General features: G+C 66.4%; 17 protein-coding genes. 4 read left to right on the top strand and 13 right to left on the bottom strand.

Features of this window, described 5'->3' with window-relative positions:
* Positions 1-71: 71 nt before the first annotated feature.
* Both K254_RS0116560 and K254_RS0116565 read right to left on the bottom strand, forming a co-directional pair.
* Positions 72-566, bottom strand: coding sequence for a universal stress protein (locus K254_RS0116560; protein ID WP_026556311.1), 495 nt, complete (start codon positions 564-566; stop codon positions 72-74).
* A 34-nt stretch (positions 567-600) separates the two neighbouring features.
* Positions 601-1617, bottom strand: a complete 1017-nt coding sequence (locus tag K254_RS0116565; RefSeq protein ID WP_026556312.1) for an EamA family transporter — start codon at positions 1615-1617, stop codon at positions 601-603.
* A 79-nt stretch (positions 1618-1696) separates the two neighbouring features.
* Between K254_RS0116565 and K254_RS0116570 the strand changes: the two genes are divergently transcribed.
* The gene (locus tag K254_RS0116570) at positions 1697-2245 is read left to right on the top strand and encodes a CGNR zinc finger domain-containing protein (protein ID WP_026556313.1); all 549 of its coding nucleotides are present in this window, start codon (positions 1697-1699) and stop codon (positions 2243-2245) included.
* A 63-nt stretch (positions 2246-2308) separates the two neighbouring features.
* Here K254_RS0116570 and K254_RS0116575 read toward each other — a convergent pair whose 3' ends face one another.
* The 5 genes from K254_RS0116575 to K254_RS23745 form a co-directional block, all read right to left on the bottom strand.
* The gene (locus K254_RS0116575) at positions 2309-3214 is read right to left on the bottom strand and encodes a carbohydrate ABC transporter permease (protein ID WP_026556314.1); all 906 of its coding nucleotides are present in this window, start codon (positions 3212-3214) and stop codon (positions 2309-2311) included.
* Positions 3214-4113 (bottom strand): carbohydrate ABC transporter permease, encoded by a 900-nt coding sequence (locus tag K254_RS0116580; RefSeq protein ID WP_081710328.1) that lies wholly within the window; start codon positions 4111-4113, stop codon positions 3214-3216. Before K254_RS0116580 ends, K254_RS0116575 begins: the two co-directional genes overlap by 1 nt.
* Positions 4114-4205: 92 nt before the next feature.
* On the bottom strand, positions 4206-5618 hold the full coding sequence (gene ngcE, locus K254_RS0116585; protein WP_026556316.1) for an N-acetylglucosamine/diacetylchitobiose ABC transporter substrate-binding protein: 1413 nt from the start codon (positions 5616-5618) through the stop codon (positions 4206-4208).
* A gap of 108 nt (positions 5619-5726) precedes the next feature.
* Positions 5727-6482, bottom strand: a complete 756-nt coding sequence (locus K254_RS0116590; RefSeq protein WP_026556317.1) for a sugar isomerase domain-containing protein — start codon at positions 6480-6482, stop codon at positions 5727-5729.
* Entirely contained in the window at positions 6475-7449 is a 975-nt protein-coding gene (locus K254_RS23745; protein WP_051389314.1) for a MurR/RpiR family transcriptional regulator, read from the bottom strand. The genes K254_RS0116590 and K254_RS23745 overlap by 8 nt, the downstream gene beginning before the upstream one ends.
* Before the next feature lie 93 nt (positions 7450-7542).
* Between K254_RS23745 and K254_RS0116600 the strand changes: the two genes are divergently transcribed.
* On the top strand, positions 7543-8541 hold the full coding sequence (locus tag K254_RS0116600) for an N-acetylglucosamine kinase (RefSeq protein WP_035750277.1): 999 nt from the start codon (positions 7543-7545) through the stop codon (positions 8539-8541).
* A 66-nt stretch (positions 8542-8607) separates the two neighbouring features.
* Here the strand turns inward: K254_RS0116600 and K254_RS23750 are convergent, their stop codons facing one another.
* From K254_RS23750 to K254_RS23755, 4 genes are all read right to left on the bottom strand, one after another.
* A complete protein-coding gene (locus tag K254_RS23750) occupies positions 8608-8955 on the bottom strand; it encodes a hypothetical protein (RefSeq protein ID WP_051389315.1) in 348 nt (115 codons plus the stop codon).
* A 108-nt stretch (positions 8956-9063) separates the two neighbouring features.
* Positions 9064-9672 carry a hypothetical protein gene (locus K254_RS0116610; RefSeq protein WP_051389316.1) on the bottom strand — a complete coding sequence of 203 codons (609 nt, stop codon included), beginning with the start codon at positions 9670-9672 and terminating at the stop codon, positions 9064-9066.
* 20 nt (positions 9673-9692) lie between these two features.
* Positions 9693-11018, bottom strand: coding sequence for an MATE family efflux transporter (locus tag K254_RS0116615; protein WP_026556320.1), 1326 nt, complete (start codon positions 11016-11018; stop codon positions 9693-9695).
* Positions 11019-11089: 71 nt separating this feature from the next.
* Entirely contained in the window at positions 11090-12037 is a 948-nt protein-coding gene (locus K254_RS23755) for a LysR family transcriptional regulator (protein ID WP_231391886.1), read from the bottom strand.
* A gap of 107 nt (positions 12038-12144) precedes the next feature.
* On the opposite strand from K254_RS23755, the gene K254_RS23760 reads away from it, so the two are divergent.
* Positions 12145-13047, top strand: a complete 903-nt coding sequence (locus K254_RS23760) for a DMT family transporter (protein WP_196810986.1) — start codon at positions 12145-12147, stop codon at positions 13045-13047.
* 54 nt (positions 13048-13101) lie between these two features.
* Here the strand turns inward: K254_RS23760 and dnaB are convergent, their stop codons facing one another.
* Together dnaB and K254_RS24945 are read right to left on the bottom strand one after the other, a co-directional pair.
* Complete coding sequence (gene dnaB, locus K254_RS0116630) at positions 13102-14490, bottom strand: replicative DNA helicase (protein WP_026556321.1); 1389 nt, start codon at positions 14488-14490, stop codon at positions 13102-13104.
* Positions 14491-14949: 459 nt separating this feature from the next.
* Positions 14950-18765 (bottom strand): glycosyl hydrolase family 95 catalytic domain-containing protein, encoded by a 3816-nt coding sequence (locus K254_RS24945; protein WP_051389317.1) that lies wholly within the window; start codon positions 18763-18765, stop codon positions 14950-14952.
* 228 nt (positions 18766-18993) lie between these two features.
* Here K254_RS24945 and K254_RS23770 point away from each other — a divergent pair, with 228 nt between their 5' ends.
* Positions 18994-19440 carry a hypothetical protein gene (locus K254_RS23770; protein WP_035750278.1) on the top strand — a complete coding sequence of 149 codons (447 nt, stop codon included), beginning with the start codon at positions 18994-18996 and terminating at the stop codon, positions 19438-19440.
* Positions 19441-19442: the final 2 nt, after the last annotated feature.

A 19442-nucleotide genomic window follows, 5' to 3' on the forward strand; every position in this document is an offset into this window, starting at 1 on the left:
CCAACTGAGTGACAGTTATCCCACATTCCGAGGCCCGGAACGTGCGATAGCTGTCACTCAGTTGGGTGCGTTTAGAGGGCGTCGTCGCGGTGGCGGAGGTCCACCGGCACCACCAGCACGGGGCGGTCCTGGCGGTGGGTCAGGTGCGCCGCCACCGAGCCGATCAGCAGTTCCTCCAGCCGGGCGGCCAGGCTGCGCTCCCGGGTGCCGACGACAATCATGCCGGCATCCAGCGTCTCGGCCAGCCGGCCCAGGGCCCGCGCCGGATCACCCTCCAGAACCTGGAACGACCAGCGCAGGCCCCCACCGTCAAGTTCCGCGGCCACCACCGCCTTCAACTGTTCCGCCACACTTTCGGCGTCGTCCAGCGGAGGCCCCGGAACCAGCGGCAGCGGCGGGGGCCCCTCCCGGGGTTCGGGGATCAGGAATGTGGTGACGTCCACGTAGGCGAACACCAGCTCGGCATCCAGCGCCGCGGCCAGCTCGGCGGCACGCCGGCGCACCATGGCGGGCTGCCCGGGCACAACGCCCACCACGATGGGGTTCTTCATCTTCTGTGCATCCACGGCTGCCCCCTGCGGGTTCGATGTTGCCCTAAGGCTAGCGCCCCCGGGCCCCCGAGGTGGAGGGCTGGACGGAGGGAATTGCGTCAGGCTCGACGGCGGCGGCGGCGGACGGCTCCACCGCCCCAGTGCCGCGGAGCTCGTCCAGGCGCACCAACACCACACCGCCCATGATGAGCACGCCGCCCAGCAGCTGGATGGGCCGGGGCAGTTCGCCCAGCAGCAGCCACGCCCAGATCACGGCGAAGAAGACCTCAAAGAGCGCCACGAAGGAGGCGATCTTGGAGCCCAGCCCGCGGGTGGCGATGATCCCGGCCACGTACGCGAACACGGTGGTGACAAGCACCAGCCCCAGAATGGGCACCAGCACGCTGACCTCGTGGCCGGCAAAGACGGTGTCGGCACTGGAGAACGCCAGCGGCATGACGCCGGCCAGGCCGAGGCCCAGAATCAGCGCGGCGCCCACCAGCATTCCGCCGCCGGCCATCAACACCGGCGGGACATTGTCGTTCTGCCGGGCGGACATGATGAAGAACGCCGCCGAGCACACCGCCGCCGCCAGACCCCAGAGGATGCCTTCGGTGTTGATCTTTTGGGCCCCGGCAAGGTCCAGCACCAGCACCAGTCCACCCATCGCCAGGACCGCACCCAGAATGGTCAGCAGCCGCGGGCTGGTGCGGGTGGTGGCCCAGGCCAGCAGCACCAGCAGCACCGGGGAAAGGTATTCCAGCAGCAGTGCCACGCCCACGGACAGGTGTTGGACGGCATTGAAGTAGAACAGCTGGCACAGGGCGATCGGCACCATGCCGTAGAGCGCCACCCGCGGCAGCGACCGTTTCACGTCATGCCAGTGGCGCACCAGGACCAGAACCACCGGAACCAGCAGGACGACGGCGCCGCCGCCAATGCGGACGGCCACCGCGGCGCCGGGCGACCAGCCGCTTTCAAAAAGCGATTTGGCAAAGGATCCGGAGAGCGCAAAGGCCGCCGCGGAAACCAGGGCGATGAGGAGGGCCGGCGAGGCCCAGCGGGTGGGGTTCAGGGTGGAAGTCATGGTCTATCCGTCACAGGTATGTCATGAGTAAAAGTAGTTATACTGGTGACAGTACGCCCGCCCATTGTCAGGAGTCAATATGATCTTTGCCTATGACACAGAAGTTGCCCTGGTGTCTGCCGCGGCGCTGATCAACACCGCCGAGGCAACACCAGATTCGCTGTCCACGCTGGCCGAACTGGATGTGTTCGTGCAGGAGCAGCAGTTCAGCGGATCCCGCACCCACGATGAGGCGGAACTGCGCGCAGTGCGGCGCATGCGCGGCCAGCTGCGCGCCATCTGGACGGCCGGCGAGGACGAGGCCGCGGAGCTGGTGAACCAGCTTCTGGCCCAGGCCAAGGCGCTCCCCCAGCTGGTCAAACACGACCAGTGGGACTGGCATCTGCACGCCACCACCCCGGCGGCGCCGCTGGCCCTGCGCATGGGCACGGAGGCCGCCATGGGCCTGGTGGATGTCATCCGCTCCAAGGAGCTGGAGCGCCTGCGCATCTGCGCCGCTGACGATTGCGAGGCGGTGCTGATAGACCTCTCCAAGAACCGGTCCCGGCGCTACTGCGACACCGGAAACTGCGGCAACCGCGCCAATGTGGCGGCCTACCGCCGGCGCAAGGCCGGCTCCGCCGCTTAAACGCAACGGCGGGCCTCCCCGTCCCGGGAGGCCCGCCGTCGTCGTAGTGGAACGGGTGGTGCGCTACTTCATGGTGCCGGCCGAAACCGACCCCTGCAGCTGGCGCTGGAAGATGATGTAGATGATCAGCACGGGGACGACCGTGATCACGGAGGCTGCGAACAGCGCTCCGAAGTCGACGGCGTAGCCCATCTGGCCGGCAAAGGCACCGATGCCCTGGGACAGGACCTTTTGGTCCTCCTTGGTATTCAATGCCACCGGGATCAGGTACTGGTTCCACAGGCCCAGGAAGTTGAAGATGGCGACCGAGGCGAGGCCCGGCTTGGCCATCGGCAGCATCACCTGGAAGAACGTCCGCCATTCGCCTGCACCGTCAATGGACGCCGCCTCACTGATTTCGTGGGGCAGCGACTTGAAGAAGGAGAACAGGAAGAATACGGTGAACGGCAGGGCGAACGCCACGTAGACGATGATCAGACCGGGCCGGGTGTTCAGCAGACCGGTGTTCTTCAGGATGAAGAACAGCGGCACGATGGCCAGGAAGATCGGGAACGTCAGGCCGGCAAGCATCAGTGTGTAGATGGCCTTGCTGCCCGGGAAGACGAACCGCGCCAGCACGTAGGCGGTCATCGACCCCAGGGCCATGACGATGAACAGCGCCAGGCCCACGATGATCACCGTGTTGATGAAGTACGAGCCGATGCCCGCCGAGGTCCAGGCCGTGACGTAGTTCTTGAAGCTCCACTCCGCGGGAAGCCCGAAGGGAGAGGCAAAGATCTCGCTGGTGGTCTTGAACGAGGACAGGACCGTCCACAGCAGCGGCAGGATCACGATCAGCGCCCAGATGGACAGCAGAGCGTGCGAGACGCCGGCTACTGCCTTGTCGCCTGGGGTGTCCTTGGCCTTGCGCGGGATGATCAGCGAGGCATCGGAAACGGACTTCGAGGTGGAGGCAATTTTCGTGGACATTAGAGGGACACATCCTTAGCGCCGCCGGAGAGCTTGTTGACCAGGAAGACGATGCCGGCAAAGATCAGCGTGATCACGGCCAGCACCACACCCATGGCACAAGCAAGGCCGAACTGGCCCTTGGTGAAGGCGGTGGAGAACAGCTGCTGGCTCATCACCAGCGTGGAGTTGTTGGGGCCGCCGCCGGAGTTCAGCGCGGACATGTAGACGAAGGCATCCAGGGCAAGGATGCCCATGTAGATGTAGGCCGTCTGGATGTTGTCGCGGATCAGCGGGATGGTGATGCTGACGGCGGTGCGCAGGCGTCCGGCACCATCGATGCGGGCGGCCTCGAAGATCTCGGCCGGAATGCCCTTGATGCCTGCGATGAACAGCACCATGTAGAAGCCCACGAATCCCCAGACGATGACGAACATCGAGGCGATCATGGCGGTGCTTTCATTGCCCAGCCAGGCAAAGTCCTTGAACTGCTCCAGGCCGACGCCGGTCAGCAGACCGTTGAGCAGGCCGGAGCTGGGGTCGTAGACCGCTGCCCAGATGATGCCCACGACGATCGCGGGGATGACGTACGGGAAGAACGAGATGACACGGTAGAAGCTTGATCCGCGCAGGCCCTTGATCTGGCCGCGGCTGCTGCCGCCCACCGTCACCAGCGATGCCAGCACGAGGCTGAGCACAATGGTGATGATGGGCAGGAAGATGCCCAGGACGATGCTGTTGCCCATGGATTTCATGAAGATGTCGTCCTGGAAAAGCTTCACGTAGTTGTTCAGGCCGATGAAATCCATCTTGGCGCTGAACCCGGTCCAGTTCGTGAGGGAGTAATAGACCGCTTGGATGAACGGAGAGATCACAAAGACCAGGTAGATGACCACGGGGATGCCGAGGAACACCACCATGAAACTGACTTTGTCGAACGAGAGGTTTATCCGGCGCCGCCGGGCAGCGGCGGTATCGCCGCTGCCCGGCTTCACTTCAGTGCTGAGGTGGGTCACTTCACTTCAATCTTCTTAACGGAATCGTCGTTGCGGACCTTGTCAGTGATCTTCTGCAGGTCTGCGGTGAGGGTGGCAACGTCGCTCTTGCCATCCAGGAAGGTGTTCCACACAACCAGCTGGTCCTTGTTCGTGCCGTAAAGGTCGATGAAGTTCCAGGTGAAGATGTTCTTGCCGGCGCCGTCGAGCAGCGTCGTCTGGGACACCAGGGCGGTGGAGCCGAAGCCATCGGCCGGGACGGTGCCCTTGACGATGGTCGGAGCCAGCTTGGTCTTGGCGAAGTTGGTTGCCGCTTCCTTGGAAAGCATGGTGCGGAGCAGTTCCTTGCCACCGGCAACGTTTGCACCCTTGGAGGGGATGATGAACGGCTCGCCGGAGGCGCTGTGCAGGCCCGCGAACGGGATCTTGGGGCTGGCGGTCACGGTCGGGACCGGAGCACCCGTCATCTTGAAGCCGGCCTTGGTCTGGTCCTTCATCTCGTTTTCGATCCACGAGCCGGAGGGGTAGAGCAGGGCGTCCTGGTTGTTGCTCCACTGTGCCTGGGCGGCAGTGAACTTGGTGCCGGCGCCACCGGGCTTGAACAGGCCGGCGTCGACGATCTTCTTGATGGAGGTGAAGACGCTCTGGATGGCCGGGTTGGACCAGCAATCTGCCTTCAGGTTCTCCAGTGCCAGACGAACCTCGTCGCCGCCTTCCTTGATGGCGGAGGCAATGGCCATTTCCTGGTAGTACGTGGCGGCTTCCATGCCCCAGACGAAGAGGAACTTGCCCTTCTCCTTGGCCTTCATGCCCAGATCATAGGCCTCGTCCCAGGTCTTGGGAACGGTCCAGCCATTCTCCTCGAACAGGGAGGCGGAGTACCACATGGCGTAGACGGTCAGCACGTAGTTCAGTGCTGCCAGCTTGCCATCGAAGGTGCCCGGAGCCAGAACGCCCGCGTAGAGGGTGTCCTTGATGACAGTGCCTTCGAGGTTCTTGGCCTCGGTGACGCTGGTCAGGTCCTCCAGCTGGTCCAAAATGGTGGAGAAGCCGATGGACTTGGCGCCGGAGTTGTCGATCAGGTCCGGCGGGTTGCCACCGACGAAGCGGGGCTGCAGCTCCTGGGAGATGTCCGTGGAGGGGGAGATCTTGGCGGTGGATCCGGCGTGGTTCTTTTCCAGGATCTTGCCGGCGAACTCGACGTAGTCGATGCCGTAGCCGCCCTTGAAGATTACTGCGTCAACGTTGGCCTTGTCGGCCATGCCGAACGGGTTGTCGGCCGAAACCGCACCACCGGGAGCGGAGGACTCAGTAGCGCCGCCGCCACCAGCACATGAAGCCAGGGCGCCGCCCACGGGAACAAGTACAGCGGTGGCCAGGACGCCGCGCAGGAAGCCGCGCCGTTCCAGAGGTTTGTTCTGAATGCTCATTCTTTTACTGCCTTCCATAGATGGTGCGAATTTTGTTCGGTGATGCCGTTCGTACTGCAGGTGGATCATCAGGCGCCGCAGGCTGGGAATGCTGCAACGGGCCCAAGGTCATGCGTCGCGCCTGATTCGGTCCTTGTAAAGGTCTTCAAGTGCTTTGTTGTGCTCGTCGCCGCCCGGAATATTTGCGGAAATATAGATGGGCGGCGTTTTCCCGGAGGTGGCAAGGCGGTTGACCGTTCCAATCGTCAGCAGCTGCGCAATGAATGCGGCTGTGATGGATGAGACGGCCCCGACACCTCCCCCACCGGAAACCTGGAGGGTGGTGTCGCCATACGGTGCCTTGTTATCGATAACAATATCCGCAACTTCACTGAGACGCACACCACTTGGGTGTTTTGTGTCGACTGCATTGGTGTGTTCCAGGGAAGTTACGGCAATCACCGTGTGGCCCGCTTCCTTGGCCCGCAGCGCCAGGCCCACAATGGACCCATTCACGCCGGAGTTGGAAGCGATGATGAAGACATCCCCCGGGCGCACCGGGGAGAGGTCGAAAAGTTCGTCGACGACGGAGGGGTCGCGTTCCAGCGAAGCGCCGGAAAGGATGCTCGCATCGCGGCTGCCGCGCAGGACCACATCGCGCAGGGCGATCTTGTTGGTCGGGATGAGCCCGCCGGCCCGGCCGGCGATCTCCATCGCAAAGGCCTCGGAGTGGCCGGTGCCGAAGGCCTGCACCACGCCGCCGGCCAGGATGGACTCCACCATGGCGTCCACGGCGGCATCCAGGGATCCATTGCGCGCCTCGGCGGACAGTGCGTCCAGGCGGGCGGAAACCTCGGAGTGGAACGCGGTGATCGACTCAGACATGATTCTTCCTTCTGCTCACGCCGGTGTGGACGGAATGGTGGCCGGCGTCGGCCTTGGCCTCGGCACGTGTCGGGCGGCGGTGCGGGGAGACGGCCATGGCCGAGGAGGCCAGCTTCGAGGTGGTCTGGGAGAAGTTGACCTGGGCCACCAGCAGGTAGATCAGGTCGAGGACCAGCAGCTGGACGTGCTTGGCCGAGAGGTCGTCCGGCTGCAGAAACTGCTCGTGGACGGAGGTGATGATCTGCAGATCCGCGGCCTCCGCCAGGGGCGAACTGGGATTGTTGCTCAGTGCCACGGTCAGCGCACCGGCGGCCCCGGCCTGGCGCAGCATCTGGATGGTCTCCTCGGTGCGGCCGGTGTTGGAGATGCCGATGGCCACGCAATTGCCGTCCTGGATCGCGGCGCTGGTCAGGCCAGCGTGGACCTCGGACCAGTGGTGGGCATTGACGCCGATGCGGTACAGCCGGGACTGGAGCTCCTTGGCCATGACGGCGCTGCCGCCGATGCCGTAGATGTCCACATGGGCGCACAGGGCGATCCGGCGCGCAATCTTGTTCATCAAGGCCAGATCCATCACGGCCGCGGTTTCCTCGAGGGAGCGCGTGTGGGCGTTGACCAGGGTGCTCAGCACATCGCGGGGTGAATCATCGGGGCCAAAGGCGCGGCCGATGTCGGCCTTCCAGGACTCGCGGGCGTCATTGCGTCCCATGTCCGAGGCAATGCTCACACGGAACGGCACATAGCCGGCGTAGCCCAACAGCCGGCAGAAGCGCGTCACCGTAGCCGGGGACGTGCCAGTCTTCTCCGCCAGCTCCATGATCGAGAGCTGCAACGGTGCCTGCGGGTGCTGCAGCAGGAACGATCCGATCTTGGCCATGGCAGCAGGCATCTCGGGTAGTTTTGCCTGAATGCGGTTCACCAGACCGACAGCATTGCCTGCTGACGAGGGGGCGGTGAAGGCTGACATGTGAAAATCCGTTTCTTGATCGGGGCTGGTGCTTGAAAACTATTCTCACTGCCAGTGTTAGTCAAGTCACACTTAGGACACGGAATGATAACGATGGAAAAATTTCTTGCAATCGACGCCGGCGGAACCTCCACCCGGGCGGTGGTTGTCGACGCCTCCGGGACCTGCCTGGGCTACGGCCGATCAGGCGTAGGAAACCCTATTTCCAGCGGAATTGAGGCCGCTTTGGCCTCTCTGGAAGACGCCGCCACGCAGGCCGTTGAGGCGTCCAGAAAGGGGGCCGTTTCGCTGTCCGGAGCGGCCGTCGCCATGGCGGGTGCATCCGTGCAAATTCATGGTCATCTTTTTCATGAACGCTTTATTACCCTCGGCCTCGACGGAAACACCGTGATTGAATCTGATCTTTTGGCTGGTTATTACTCCGGTACATTCCACACAAATGGCTACGCGCTGATGGCCGGCACCGGTGCCGTGGGGGCCCGCATCAAGGACGGGGCGCTCGATGCCGTGAGCGACGGCGCGGGGTGGCTTCTGGGCGATGACGGCTCGGGATTCTGGCTGGGCCGGGAGGTGGTTCATGCCGCAGTGGCAGCCCTTGATGGACGCGGTGCGCCGACGGCGTTGACGGCGCTCCTGCTGGATTCGCTGGACATTGCCTGGGATCCGAAAAACCGCATCGACGGCCGGGTGGCGGCCCAGCAGGCGCTGATGAAGGCGGCCTATGCGCTGCGCCCGGTGGAGTTGAGCCGCTTCGCACCCCTGGCCTTTGCCCCGGCTGCAGATGCGGTGGCGCAGGACATCCTGGCCCGGGCGGCGGGCCATCTGGCGCGCACACTGGCGGCCGTGGCGGATCCCGGCGTCCAGGGCCCACTGGTGTTCGGTGGCAGCGTGTTGACGAAGGGCGGCGCCGTGGGGGCGGCCGTGCTCGACGCCGTGTCAGGAGCGTTTGGCGCGGGCGGGGGGCCGGCGCAGGCGGTCCTCGTGGAGGACGGCATGGTGGGCGCGGCCGTGATGGCGCTGCGGGCCGCCGGCATCACCGTGGATGCGGCGGTGCACGAACGGATCACCGGGACCCTGTCCACCCTGAGGTGAACACTCCCGGGGTGAACGCTCCCGGGGTGGACGCTCCCGGGGTGGACAGGCGGGTGGGAGGTGCGTCTAAGCGGAGGAGGCCGGACCGGCGTCGTCGTTGCCGGCCTTCCTGTCGCGTTCCTGCTGCTGCGCCAGACGCTCCGCCGAGGTCAGGTTGATGCCCGAGCCCTGGCCCAGGTGCGGGGCGTTCTCCTTGTGGCTCATGGAGAGCATGGCGGCCACCACCAGGGTCACGATGAATGCCACGCCGAAGGCAATGGCTGCAAGGTCCCAGCGCAGTTCGTGCCGGGTGCCGCCGGTGGAGACCACCAGGGTGACGATGCCGGCGACGGCGGCCAGGGCGGCCGAAAACATCAGCGGTGCTTTGACCGACGTCTTGGGTCCGCCGGACTGCTGCGGTGCGGGGTTGGCCACGTCGTTCCTCCTGGTTGGCCGCGGGGGCGGCGTTCATTCTGCGGGCCGGGGCCCGTGCCGCACGCCAAGCGCCGGCATTGGTTCTACGCAACGTAGAACCATATGTCTCTAGTTTACGGCCTTTGCCGATGCGCGGCCGTCGTGCCGGATGGTCAGCGCGCACAGCAGCCACAGCGCCCCGGTGATGAGGGCCCCTCCCCCGGTCACACCCAGGACGGCCTTGGCACCCGCGGCGGCCACGAACGGCAGCACGGCGGCGGTCCCCAGCATCACGACGCCGGAGACCAGCCAGTCGCGGGACAGGACGGTGCGCCCCTTCAAGGCCACCGCGGCATACAGTTCGCCCAGGCCGAGAAGGGCCAGGGCAAAGGCCCCGTACCAGCCCAGAAGCTCCGGCGAGCCCGCCACGGCCGCCACGACGCCGGCCACGGCCAGATGGGCGGCGGGGACCGCCAGGGCAAGCACAGGCGCGCTGGAGGCGGACAGGGACAGGCTTGCGGCCAGGCGCCGCACCACCAGCAGCAGGGCAGCGCCAACCAGCACGAAGTAGGCGCCCGCGAGCACGCCCATGCCGGCCGTCGTGGGCACCGTCAAGAAGACGGTGGCGGCGCCGAAGGCCAGGGCGGCCACGGCGCGCAGCAGCACCGGCTGCCAAAGGACGGCGTCGCCCTCGGTCACGGTGGACGGGGCGGGGCGGGGTGCGGGGTGTTCACTCACCCCTCCAGTTTAGGGGGCGCTCAGTGCGCCCCCGGGCGGATCCACGCCTCGGTGCGGGCGCGCAGGCCCAGGGTGGCGGCACGGGCGGCCATGTAGCCGACGCTGAAGGCCAGCCACAACCACATCAGGCCCGACGGCGTTCCGCCCTCTGCTGCGGCCGCCACCCACCACAGCAGAGGCAGGTACAGCGCCAGGTTCACCAGCCCGGCCAAGGCCAGGTACCGCGCGTCGCCCGCCCCGATCAGCACGCCGTCGAGCACAAAGACGAAGCCGGCCACCGGTTGGGCCAGTGCCATCACCACCAGGGCGGCGGCCAGCGCCCGGTGCACGGCCGGATCGGTGCTGAAAACCCAGCCGGCCCAGGGCGAGGCCGCCAGCAGCAGCACGCCCGTTCCGGCGCCAAAGCCCAGCCCCCACAGCACCATGGTGCGGGTCAGCAGTTTCACGGCGGGCACATTTCCGGCCCCCAGCTCCTTGCCGATGAGCGCCTGGGCTGCGATCGCCAGCGCATCCAGGGCGAAGGCAAGGAAGGTGAAGATGGTCATGGCCAGCTGGTGGGCGGCCAGATTGACGGGCCCCTGGGCCGTGGCCACCAGAACCGTGGCCAGGATGGCCAGGCGCAGACTCAGCGTGCGCAGCATCAGCCAGCTGCCCACCCGCGATACGGCGCCCACCCCCGCCCAGTGCGGACGCAGCCCCACGCCATGGGCCCGCACGGCGCGCCCGACCATCACCAGGTACACGGCGGCCATGCCCCACTGGGCCAGCGCCGTCCCCAGCGCGGAGCCGGCAACGGAGAGGTCCAGGCCGTAGACCAGGAACAGGTTCAGGAGGATGTTGACGAGGAATCCAGCTCCGGCCACCAGCAGCGGCGTCTTTGTGTCCTGCAGGCCGCGGAGCACACCGGTTGCCGCCAGCACCACCAGCATCGCCGGCACGCCGGCCATGGAGATGCGCAGATACTCGCCGGCGTAGTCCAGCACGGCGCCGCTGGCGCCCATGCCCGCCAGCAGCGGAGCGGCGGCCAGATACCCCGCCACCGCCAGCACGGCACCCAGCAGTGTTGCCAGCCAGATTCCATCGCGGCCCACGGCCAGCGCCTCCGGGCGCCGGCCGGCGCCCACCAGCCGGGCGACGGCCGGGGTGGTGGAGTAGGCCAGGAAGACCATCAGGCCCACCACGCTCTGCAGAACCGTTGCGGCCAGGCCGACACCGGCGAGCTGGTCCACGCCGAGGTGGCCCACGATGGCCGAATCCGCCAGCAGGAACAGCGGCTCGGCAATCAGCGCGCCAAAGGCGGGCACCGCCAGGTGGAGGATCTTGCGGGCAACCGGTTCTTTTCTCACCGGTCAACCCTAGCCGTCCCAACTGGGTGACAGTTATCTCACGTTCCGGGGCCCGGAACGTGAGATATCTGTCACCCAGTTGGGTCCACGGTGGATGTGGAATCGGCGTGGGTTTCTTCGATGACGGCGGCCATGATGGTCTGCAGGGCTTGAACCACCTGTGCCGCGCCGCCGCGCTCCAGCGCCTCGGGCCGGGCCAGGATGTCGATGTGCCGGCCGAGCACCGGGGCCGCCAGTGGACGCAGAACCAGTGCCGGGAACAGCCGGCGGGCCACCGTGTAGCGCGGAATCAATGCGGCCAAGCCGCCACCCTCCACCAGGGATGCCGCGACAAAGAACTCGTTGATCCGATGCCGCACCACCGCCTCCTCCCCCGCCAGCGTCTGGATGAGCTCGATGGCACCCTGCAGCGGGAACCCCTCGTGGACGGCCACCCATTCCGCCCCGCGCAGATCCGCCGGCAGCAGGGTCGGTTTGGCCGCCAGCGGGTGGCTGCGCGCCAGGGCGATGTCCAGCGGCTCAAACGCCAACGGCACCACGGCCACCGACTCCGGCCAGGGAGGGCTGTTGGGCAGCCTGTGGGCCAGCACCAGGTCATAGTCGGCCGCAAGCGCCGGGAAGTCCTGTTGCGCCACGTCGGCATCGCCGAGCACCAGCTGCGGACCATCCTCGTGGACAAACTCCGCCGCCAGCCGGCGGAAAAGCGCCAGCCCGGCGCTGTGGAAGGCGGCCACGCGCACCTGGGCGCGGGCATCCTGCCGGAAGCTCCCCACTGCCGACTCGGCCCGTTCCATCGCCACTTCGACTCCGACGGCGGCCCGCGCCAGGGCCAGCCCGGCCGGGGTGAGTGAAGTGCGGCGCCCGTCCCTGAAGGTCAGCGGGGTGCCGGCCCGGCGGGCCAGGGCGCTGAGCTGCTGGGAGATGGACGACGGCGTGACGTGCAGTGCCCGGGCGGCCGCGGCGATGCTGCCCCGCTCGCTGAGCTCTCGCAGGGCACGCAGCTGCCCCAGCTCCATCATGGGCGGTCCCCGCCACGGATCTTCTGCCAAGACATAATTCCAAGCTAATGGATCGGACATCGAATAGGTATCTTGTCCTATTGTTATTGCCGCCAAAGACTGGAGCGGTGAAGACTTTCTGGACCCGCTTCGGCGTAGACATGGCATTGATGGGCGTGGCCATCGTGTGGGGAACAAGCTATGTGGCTGCGAAGGAGCTGACCGAGGCGGCATCCGTACCGGCGGTTTTGGCTGTCCGCTTTGGCATCGCCAGCGCCGCGCTCGGCGGAGTGTGGTTCCTCTGGGTTCGACGGCTGCCGGGACCGGCCGAACTCGCCACCGGGGTGCTGCTGGGCCTGACCCAGGCAGCCGTACTGCTGTTGGAGACGGCGGGCGTGGCACAGACACAGGCGACCAACGCCGGGCTGATCATCTCACTGGCGGTCATTTTCACCCCGCTGGTGGACTCGGCCGCCCAACGCCGCTGGCTCCCGCCCGGCTTCTTCGCGGCAGCCGTTGTCTCCGTGGTGGGCGTGGCGCTGCTGGTCTCACCCCAGGGCTTCCGCGTGCCGAACGCCGGGGACCTGCTGATGCTGGCTGCGGCGGGCGTGCGGGCCGTGCATGTCACGCTGCTCAGCGCGCTGACACGCGGCAAACCCTACAGTTCGGTGACTGTGACGCTCATCCAGAGCACAGTGTGCGCGGTGCTTGCTTTGTCCCTGGACCCGCGTGGCACGCTGTCCGCCGTCGCCGGTTTTGGCCCGGCGCAATGGGGCTGGGCGCTCTATCTGGGTCTGGCGTGCAGCGTGTTCGCCTTTCTGGCGCAGCTGTGGGCCGTGCGGCGCACCTCGGCCTCCCGGGCCAGCCTGTTGATGGGCACGGAACCCGTCTGGGCCGTGGCCACTGGGCTGCTGGTGGCAGGCGATCGGCTGGGCTGGATGTCCGCGTGCGGGGCTCTGCTCATTGTCGCCGCGGGCTGCGCAGGCCAGCGCATCGAGGCGAAGTTCCGGCTGCGCACCCCAACTGGGTGACAGCTATGACACGTTCCGTGGCCCGGAACGTGTCATAAGTGTCACTCAGTTGGGTCAGTAGCCGCCACCGCCGGCGCCGGCGTCCGCGGCCATGTTGGAGAAGCGCGAGTAGTGGCCCTGGAAGCCCACCACCAGGGTCTTCGTGGGGCCGTTACGGTGCTTGGCCACAATCACATCGGCCTCACCTGCGCGCGGTGATTCCTTGTCGTAGATGTCCTCGCGGTGCAGCAGGATGACCATGTCGGCATCCTGCTCGATGGAGCCGGATTCACGAAGGTCGGACACCATGGGCTTCTTGTCCGTACGCTGCTCGGAACCACGGTTCAGCTGCGAGAGCGCCACCACAGGAACCTGCAGCTCCTTGGCCAGAAGCTTCAGGGCACGGGAGAACTCGGAGACCTCCTGCTGGCGCGATTCGACCTTCTTGCCGGAGGACATCAGCTGGAGGTAGTCCAGCACCACGAGTTTGAGGTCGTGCTGCTGCTTCAGGCGGCGGCACTTGGCGCGGATTTCCATCAGGGACATATTGGGGCTGTCGTCAATGAACAGCGGGGCATCGTTCATCCGGCCCATGGTGGTGGCGATCTTGGACCACTGGTCGTCCTTGACCGTTCCCTTGCGCAGATCCTGCAGGCTGATGGTGGCCTCGGCGGAGAGCAGACGCATGGCCAGCTCGTTGCGGCCCATTTCCAGGGAGAAGATCACCGTTGCCATGTTGTGCTTGATGGCCGCCGAGCGGGCCCAGTCCAGGGCAAAGGTGGACTTTCCGACGGCGGGGCGCGCGGCGATGACGATCATCTGGCCCGGGTGCAGACCGTTGGTGAGCTCATCGAATTCGTAGAATCCGGTGGGCACACCCGTCATGCCCTGGCCGCGGTGCCCGGAGGCCTCGATTTCGTCCACGGTGGACTCCATGACGTCCTTCAACGCCACATAGTCCTCGGAGGTGCGGCGCTCGGCCACCTTGAATATCTCCGCCTGGGCGGCGTTGACAATGTCCTCAACCTCGCCGTCGTTGGCGTAGCCCATCTGGACGATCTTGGTGCCGGCGGTGACCAGGCGGCGCAGCACGGCGCGCTCGGAGACGATTTCGGCGTAGAAGCCGGCGTTGGCCGCGGTGGGTACGGACTGGATGAGCTGGTGCAGATAGGCCGGGCCGCCCACCTTGGCGATTTCCTGGCGCTTGGTGAGCTCATCGGCCACGGTGACGGCATCGGCGGGCTCGCCGCGGCCGTAGAGGTCAAGGATGGCCTCGTAGATGGATTCATGGGAGGGCCGGTAGAAGTCATTGCCCCGCAGCACCTCGACCACATCGGCGATGGCGTCCTTGGAGAGCATCATGCCGCCGAGCACGCTCTGCTCCGCAACGAGATCCTGCGGCGGGGTCCGGGCAAAATCCGGCTCGCGGGTGAGTCCCGGTTGGTCTGTCGCTGGCGCTGACATGGTTTCCTGCCCACTTTCCCGGCCGCTGGGCCGGACTGCGGCGAACCGCTGGCGGGTCCACCTGAATTGCTGCTCTAGTCCTACCACCAGGCACCGACACCGAGGTTCTGAAACCGGGGTTCGCTAGTGGGGGATGCTGCAACGTTATGCCCTGCAGGGGCCTCCGCCAACCCCGTTATCCACCGCTCCTGTGGATAACGTGTGCATAATGTGCCATGCCTTGTGCACAGGCTGGGGAGAAGGTTGTGGATATCTGTGGGCAAATGTCAACAACCGGCCCCTGACCTGCGGAAACGTTCCACACAGGCTGTGGATGAAAAGTATTTTTGACCTATTTTTCATCCACACCCGGCGGTTTCTGCCATGTTGACAGGACTGAAAAACAGCTATACCTCAGGGGATATCCACAGCACATATGCCTGTGTTGTGAATTACCCCTGCGGCATCTCTGACCAGTCGTTATGCCCGTTTGGGCATGTGCCCCCGGCGGGAACGGTGGCGGATGAGCGCACCGGCGGCAAGCACCAGAAGCGCGAATCCGAGGAGCAGCGGCAGCTGCCCCGCACCCGTGTTGGCCAGATCCGGATCCTGCGGAGCCTGGGCCGGGGCGTCAGCGGATGCGAGCACCACCACCGGCACCTCGACCACCAGCCGGGAGGCCAGGCCCGTCAGCACCACGGTGTGGCTGCCTGTGGCGAAGTCGGCGGGGACCTGCCACGTGGCACTCACGGCACCTTCCGCCGTGGCGGAGAAGGTACCCATGTCGGTCGGATCCGAGTGGATCACGGCCTTGACGGACTCCCCCGCGCCGAATCCGCCGGCGTTGACCACCAGGCCGGAGCCGCGCGTCACCGTGACGGGCGGGGCCGGCGTGGTGCCGGGGCCATCCGTCGGGGCGTTGGTTGCGGTGTCCGACGCCGACGCCGTCGCGGTGGCAGTTGACGGGGCGGTGGACGTTGCCGTCGCCGTAGTGGTGGCAGTCGCCGTCGGAGCGGCCGTTGTGGTGGCCGGCGCGCTCGTCGTGGCCGGAGCCGACGTCGTCGCAGCAGCAGTGCGCTCCTTGGCGGTGAACTCCCCGCAGGCGACCCACTGGCCGTCGTACGAGGTGACGCCGGTCATCCGCAGGAAGCGGGCCGGGGACCCATCCAGCGAAACCGTCTGCTCTCCCGTCGTATTGGTCCAGACGGCAGTGCCGCCAACCTTCCACGCGACGCCGTCGACGCTGGTTTCCATCTTGACGTCCTTGATGCGGCCGTTGGCCGAGGCCCGGGCGATGCAGCCGGCTGACACCACATTGCGCGCCTTGCCCAGGTCCACAATCACCCAGTGCGGCGGCGGAGTGCTGCCGGTGCTCCACGCGGAGTGCCACGGCGAGTTGGAATCGCAGTCCGTCAGGTTGGTGACGGGATCCTTTTCGCTGGCGCTGTTCTCCGCACTGGAGGCCGCGATCGCCGTCATGGCGGTGCACTGCACCACCGTTGGGTCGGTGATGGTGAGGGACCGCTGCGCCAGCAGGGTGGTGCCGCCGCTGGACAGCGTCGCCTTGAGCGTGGCGTCGCCCAGCGGGCTGGTCGGTGCCTTGACGGTAAAGGTCTTGGTGGCGCTGGTGCCGGCCGGCACGACGGCGGTGGCGGCCGTTGCCGGCTCCACCGTCCAGCCTGCCGGAGCCAGGACGGCGAGCTGGACGGCGGCCAGGTCGGCGCCGGAGGCGTTGAGCGTGACATCCACAGTGAAGGACTTGGCACCGGGCACGGAGGCCGGGGCCGAGAGCGCGATCCATGCCGTCGCCGTGATGACGAAGTCGTGGCCCGCGACGCCGGCAAAGCTGACGGTGCCGTCGGCATTGCGCGTTCCGGGAACGGTGGCGGAGGTGGTCTTGTCCGAGATGGTGAACTTGCCGTCGAACAGGGTCGAGCGGGCGGTGACCGTGCCGTCGACGGCGGGCTTGATGACCGCCGTCGACGCCGCGCCGTTGGCCCAGCTGACGCCAACCTCGGATCCGCCGCGGGCCTTCAGACCGGAGACGGCGCCCTCGGTCCACTTGGCCGGCAGGGCCGGGAGGATGTCGATGGCGTTGGAGTGGGACTGCAGCAGCATCTCGGCGACGCCGGAGGTGGCGCCAAAATTGCCATCGATCTGGAACGGCGGGTGCGCGTCCCAGAGGTTGTCGTAGGTGTTGTTCTTCAGCAGCGTGGAGAGCATGCGCTCGGCGTTGTTGCCGTCCAGCAGGCGGGCCAGGAAGTTGATCTTCCAGGCCTTGGACCAGCCGGTGGCGCCGTCGCCGCGGGCATCCAGGGACGTGCGCGCCGCGGCGGCCAGGACCGGATCGTTGCGCACGTCGATCGCATCGCCCGGGTAGAGGGCGAAGAGGTTGGAGGCGTGGCGGTGCTGGTTGGTGGGGTTGTCCAGCGTGGTGGCCGGGTCCTCGTACTTCCATTCCTGGATCTGGCCCCAGGAGCCCACCTTCAGGCCCGGATCGAGCCGGTTGATGGAATCCTGCAGCTGCGCACGGAAGGGGGCGTCGGCGTTCAGCTTGGTGGCCGCCTCCAGGGTGTCCTTGAAGAGGTTGGCGACAATCTGCTGGGAAATGGCGGCACCGGCGGTGAAGTCGCCCTGCTCCGGGGAATAGCTGGGGGTGACCACCAGGCGGTTGTTGTCGTGCGGGTCCGGCTTGAGGTTGTGGATCCAGAACTCCGTGGCCCCCTTCATCATCGGGTAGGCCGTGTCGCGCAGGTAGTCCAGGTCGGCGCTGAAGGCGTAGTGCTCGTACACCGGCTGCATCATCCAGGCCGCGGCCTCGGGCATCCAGAAGGAGGTGGACCAGTCATGCACGCCAGTGAAACCGAAGATGTTGGTGTTCTGGTTGACGATCCAGCCGGGCGAATCCGCACCAAAGATGGACTGGGCCGTCTTCTTGCCCGGCTCCACCAGGGCTGCCATGAAATCGTTCAGCGGCTCTTCGGTCTCGGACAGGTTGGTGACCTCGGCCAGCCAGTAGTTCATCTGCAGGTTGATGTTGGTGTGGTAGTCGGCCTGCCACGGCGGTGCGTTGGTGTTGCTCCAGATGCCCTGCAGGTTGGCCGGCAGGGAGCCCGGGCGGGAGCTGGAAATCAGCATGTAGCGCCCGTAGTTGAAGAACAGGGCCTGCAGCGCACGGTCCGAGGACGAGCTGCCGCCGGTGTAGGTGGACCGCAGGGTGTTGGTGGGGACGTCGGCCGGCAGGTGCCCACCCAGGTTCACGCTCATGCGGTTGTACAACGCGTGGTAGTCGTCCAGGTGTGCGGCACGGACGGCGGCAAAGCCCTTGGCCGTGGCGGCATCGACGGCGGCAGTCACCCCGGCGTGCGGGTCAACACCGCGGTACGTCGGGTAGTTGTCCTTGTAGTTGGTGCCCATGGTCAGGAGGACCGTGGCGCTGTTGGCACCCGCCACGATGACGCCCGTGGCAGTGGTGGCCAGCGTCCCGCCGTCGACCACCACCTGGGCCTGCATTTCATACTTCAGGCCGTTGTCAGCGACGACGCCTGTCACGGTGATGCGGCCGTTGGCGGCGGTGACGGTGGCATTGTTGGGCGAGGTGAAGCTCGTGGAGAAGCTGATCTGTCCAGGGCGGTCCGCCTCGAAGTGGCTGACCACGCTGTTGTCCGGGTTGGACGCCAGGTACTGGCGGCTGACCTTGGCGCCCGCGGCGTTGGTGTAGCTGACGCCGGCCACAGAGTCCGCCAGATTCAGGTCGCGGCGGTAGTTGGCCACCGTGGCGGCATCCGGGACATCGTAGTAGAGCTGCCCAAAGTCCAGGTACGAGCCGAAGCCGGGAATGACGCCGGTGCCGGGCTGGCTGTAGGACGGGTTTCCGAGCAGGCGGGCCACGCCATCCGGGTTCATCGAGCCGTTGGCGGTGATGGTGTCCTGCACACTCTTCAGAGCGCCCTGGTGCGTCCCGGCAGGCCAGCCGCCGCCGGTCCAGCCCGCGGACCCCGGACCGCCGGACCAGAGGCTGTCGATGTTCAGGCTGAGCTGGTCGCTGGTCTTGCCGCCGAACACGCTGGCACCCTGGCTGCCGTTGCCGATGGGCAGCGACTGCGTCTCCCAATTGGTGGCGGGGGCGTTGTACCAAAGCGTCTGGTCTGCGGCACTGAGCTGCGACGCGGCCTTGATCCCTGCGCTGGTGGCCGGCGCCACCGCCGGAACCGCAGCAGTTGCGCCCGCCATGGTCCCCACGCCAATGCCAGCAACCAGGGCGACGGCGGAGGCCGTCGCTATTGGTCTGATCAAAGACTTTCTGAACTTCTGGAAAACCATGCTACCTCTGATGATCGGGGCCACACTGACGGCAGGGGCGGAGAGGGCAGGGGGTGTTATCCATAACACGCGTGATGCTGCCCACACTATAGGTCGGATGTTTGAGCGTCCAGAGTTCCGTCGAACACCCATCGAATTTGACCATTCGTGAACCGGCGGCACCGCATTCACCCGGTGGCAATCGTGGCCTAAGCTCAGGGTATGGATTGGATCATTGTGGCCGTCGTTGCCGCCGTAGGCATTGCCCTCCTCATCTGGGCGGCGAAGGCCGGCGGGCCCAGTTCCACCGGCCTGTCCGATGCGGACAAATACCAGCAGGAGCTGGCCCGCCGCTCGGCGGCCGCCACCGCCGCGGCTGCGCAGGCCGCGGCAGCCCACCGTGGGACCCACCCGGCCGGCCGCACTGGCTACTCGGGCAGCGGCGCCTTCCGCACCACACCGGTCCAAGGGCAGAACGACACCCACGGCCAGAACCTGCCGGCGCAGGGCCAGAACGCGGCGCCGCAGCCCCCCGGGGTCAACCCGGCCCTTGTGATGCAGATCCAGGGCATGGTCCGCGGTGGTCAGAAGCTGCAGGCCATCGCCCTGCTGCGGCACTACACGGGCATGAGCCTGGCGGACGCCAAGACCTTCGTCGAAAGGATGTAGCC

Origin of the sequence: Arthrobacter sp. 35W, assembly GCF_000482545.1 — a bacterium.
Taxonomy (GTDB): Bacteria; Actinomycetota; Actinomycetes; order Actinomycetales; family Micrococcaceae; genus Specibacter.

Coding starts and splice junctions, on each gene's coding strand:
- K254_RS0116600 (WP_035750277.1), top strand. CDS start 7,543: ATGGAAAAATTTCTTGCAATCGACGCCGGCGGAACCTCCACCCGGGCG.
- K254_RS0116565 (WP_026556312.1), bottom strand. CDS start 1,617: ATGACTTCCACCCTGAACCCCACCCGCTGGGCCTCGCCGGCCCTCCTC.
- K254_RS0116580 (WP_081710328.1), bottom strand. CDS start 4,113: ATGGTGGTGTTCCTCGGCATCCCCGTGGTCATCTACCTGGTCTTTGTG.
- ngcE (WP_026556316.1), bottom strand. CDS start 5,618: ATGAGCATTCAGAACAAACCTCTGGAACGGCGCGGCTTCCTGCGCGGC.
- K254_RS23745 (WP_051389314.1), bottom strand. CDS start 7,449: ATGTCAGCCTTCACCGCCCCCTCGTCAGCAGGCAATGCTGTCGGTCTG.
- dnaB (WP_026556321.1), bottom strand. CDS start 14,490: ATGTCAGCGCCAGCGACAGACCAACCGGGACTCACCCGCGAGCCGGAT.
- K254_RS23755 (WP_231391886.1), bottom strand. CDS start 12,037: ATGATGGAGCTGGGGCAGCTGCGTGCCCTGCGAGAGCTCAGCGAGCGG.
- K254_RS0116575 (WP_026556314.1), bottom strand. CDS start 3,214: ATGTCCACGAAAATTGCCTCCACCTCGAAGTCCGTTTCCGATGCCTCG.
- K254_RS0116570 (WP_026556313.1), top strand. CDS start 1,697: ATGATCTTTGCCTATGACACAGAAGTTGCCCTGGTGTCTGCCGCGGCG.
- K254_RS0116590 (WP_026556317.1), bottom strand. CDS start 6,482: ATGTCTGAGTCGATCACCGCGTTCCACTCCGAGGTTTCCGCCCGCCTG.
- K254_RS23770 (WP_035750278.1), top strand. CDS start 18,994: ATGGATTGGATCATTGTGGCCGTCGTTGCCGCCGTAGGCATTGCCCTC.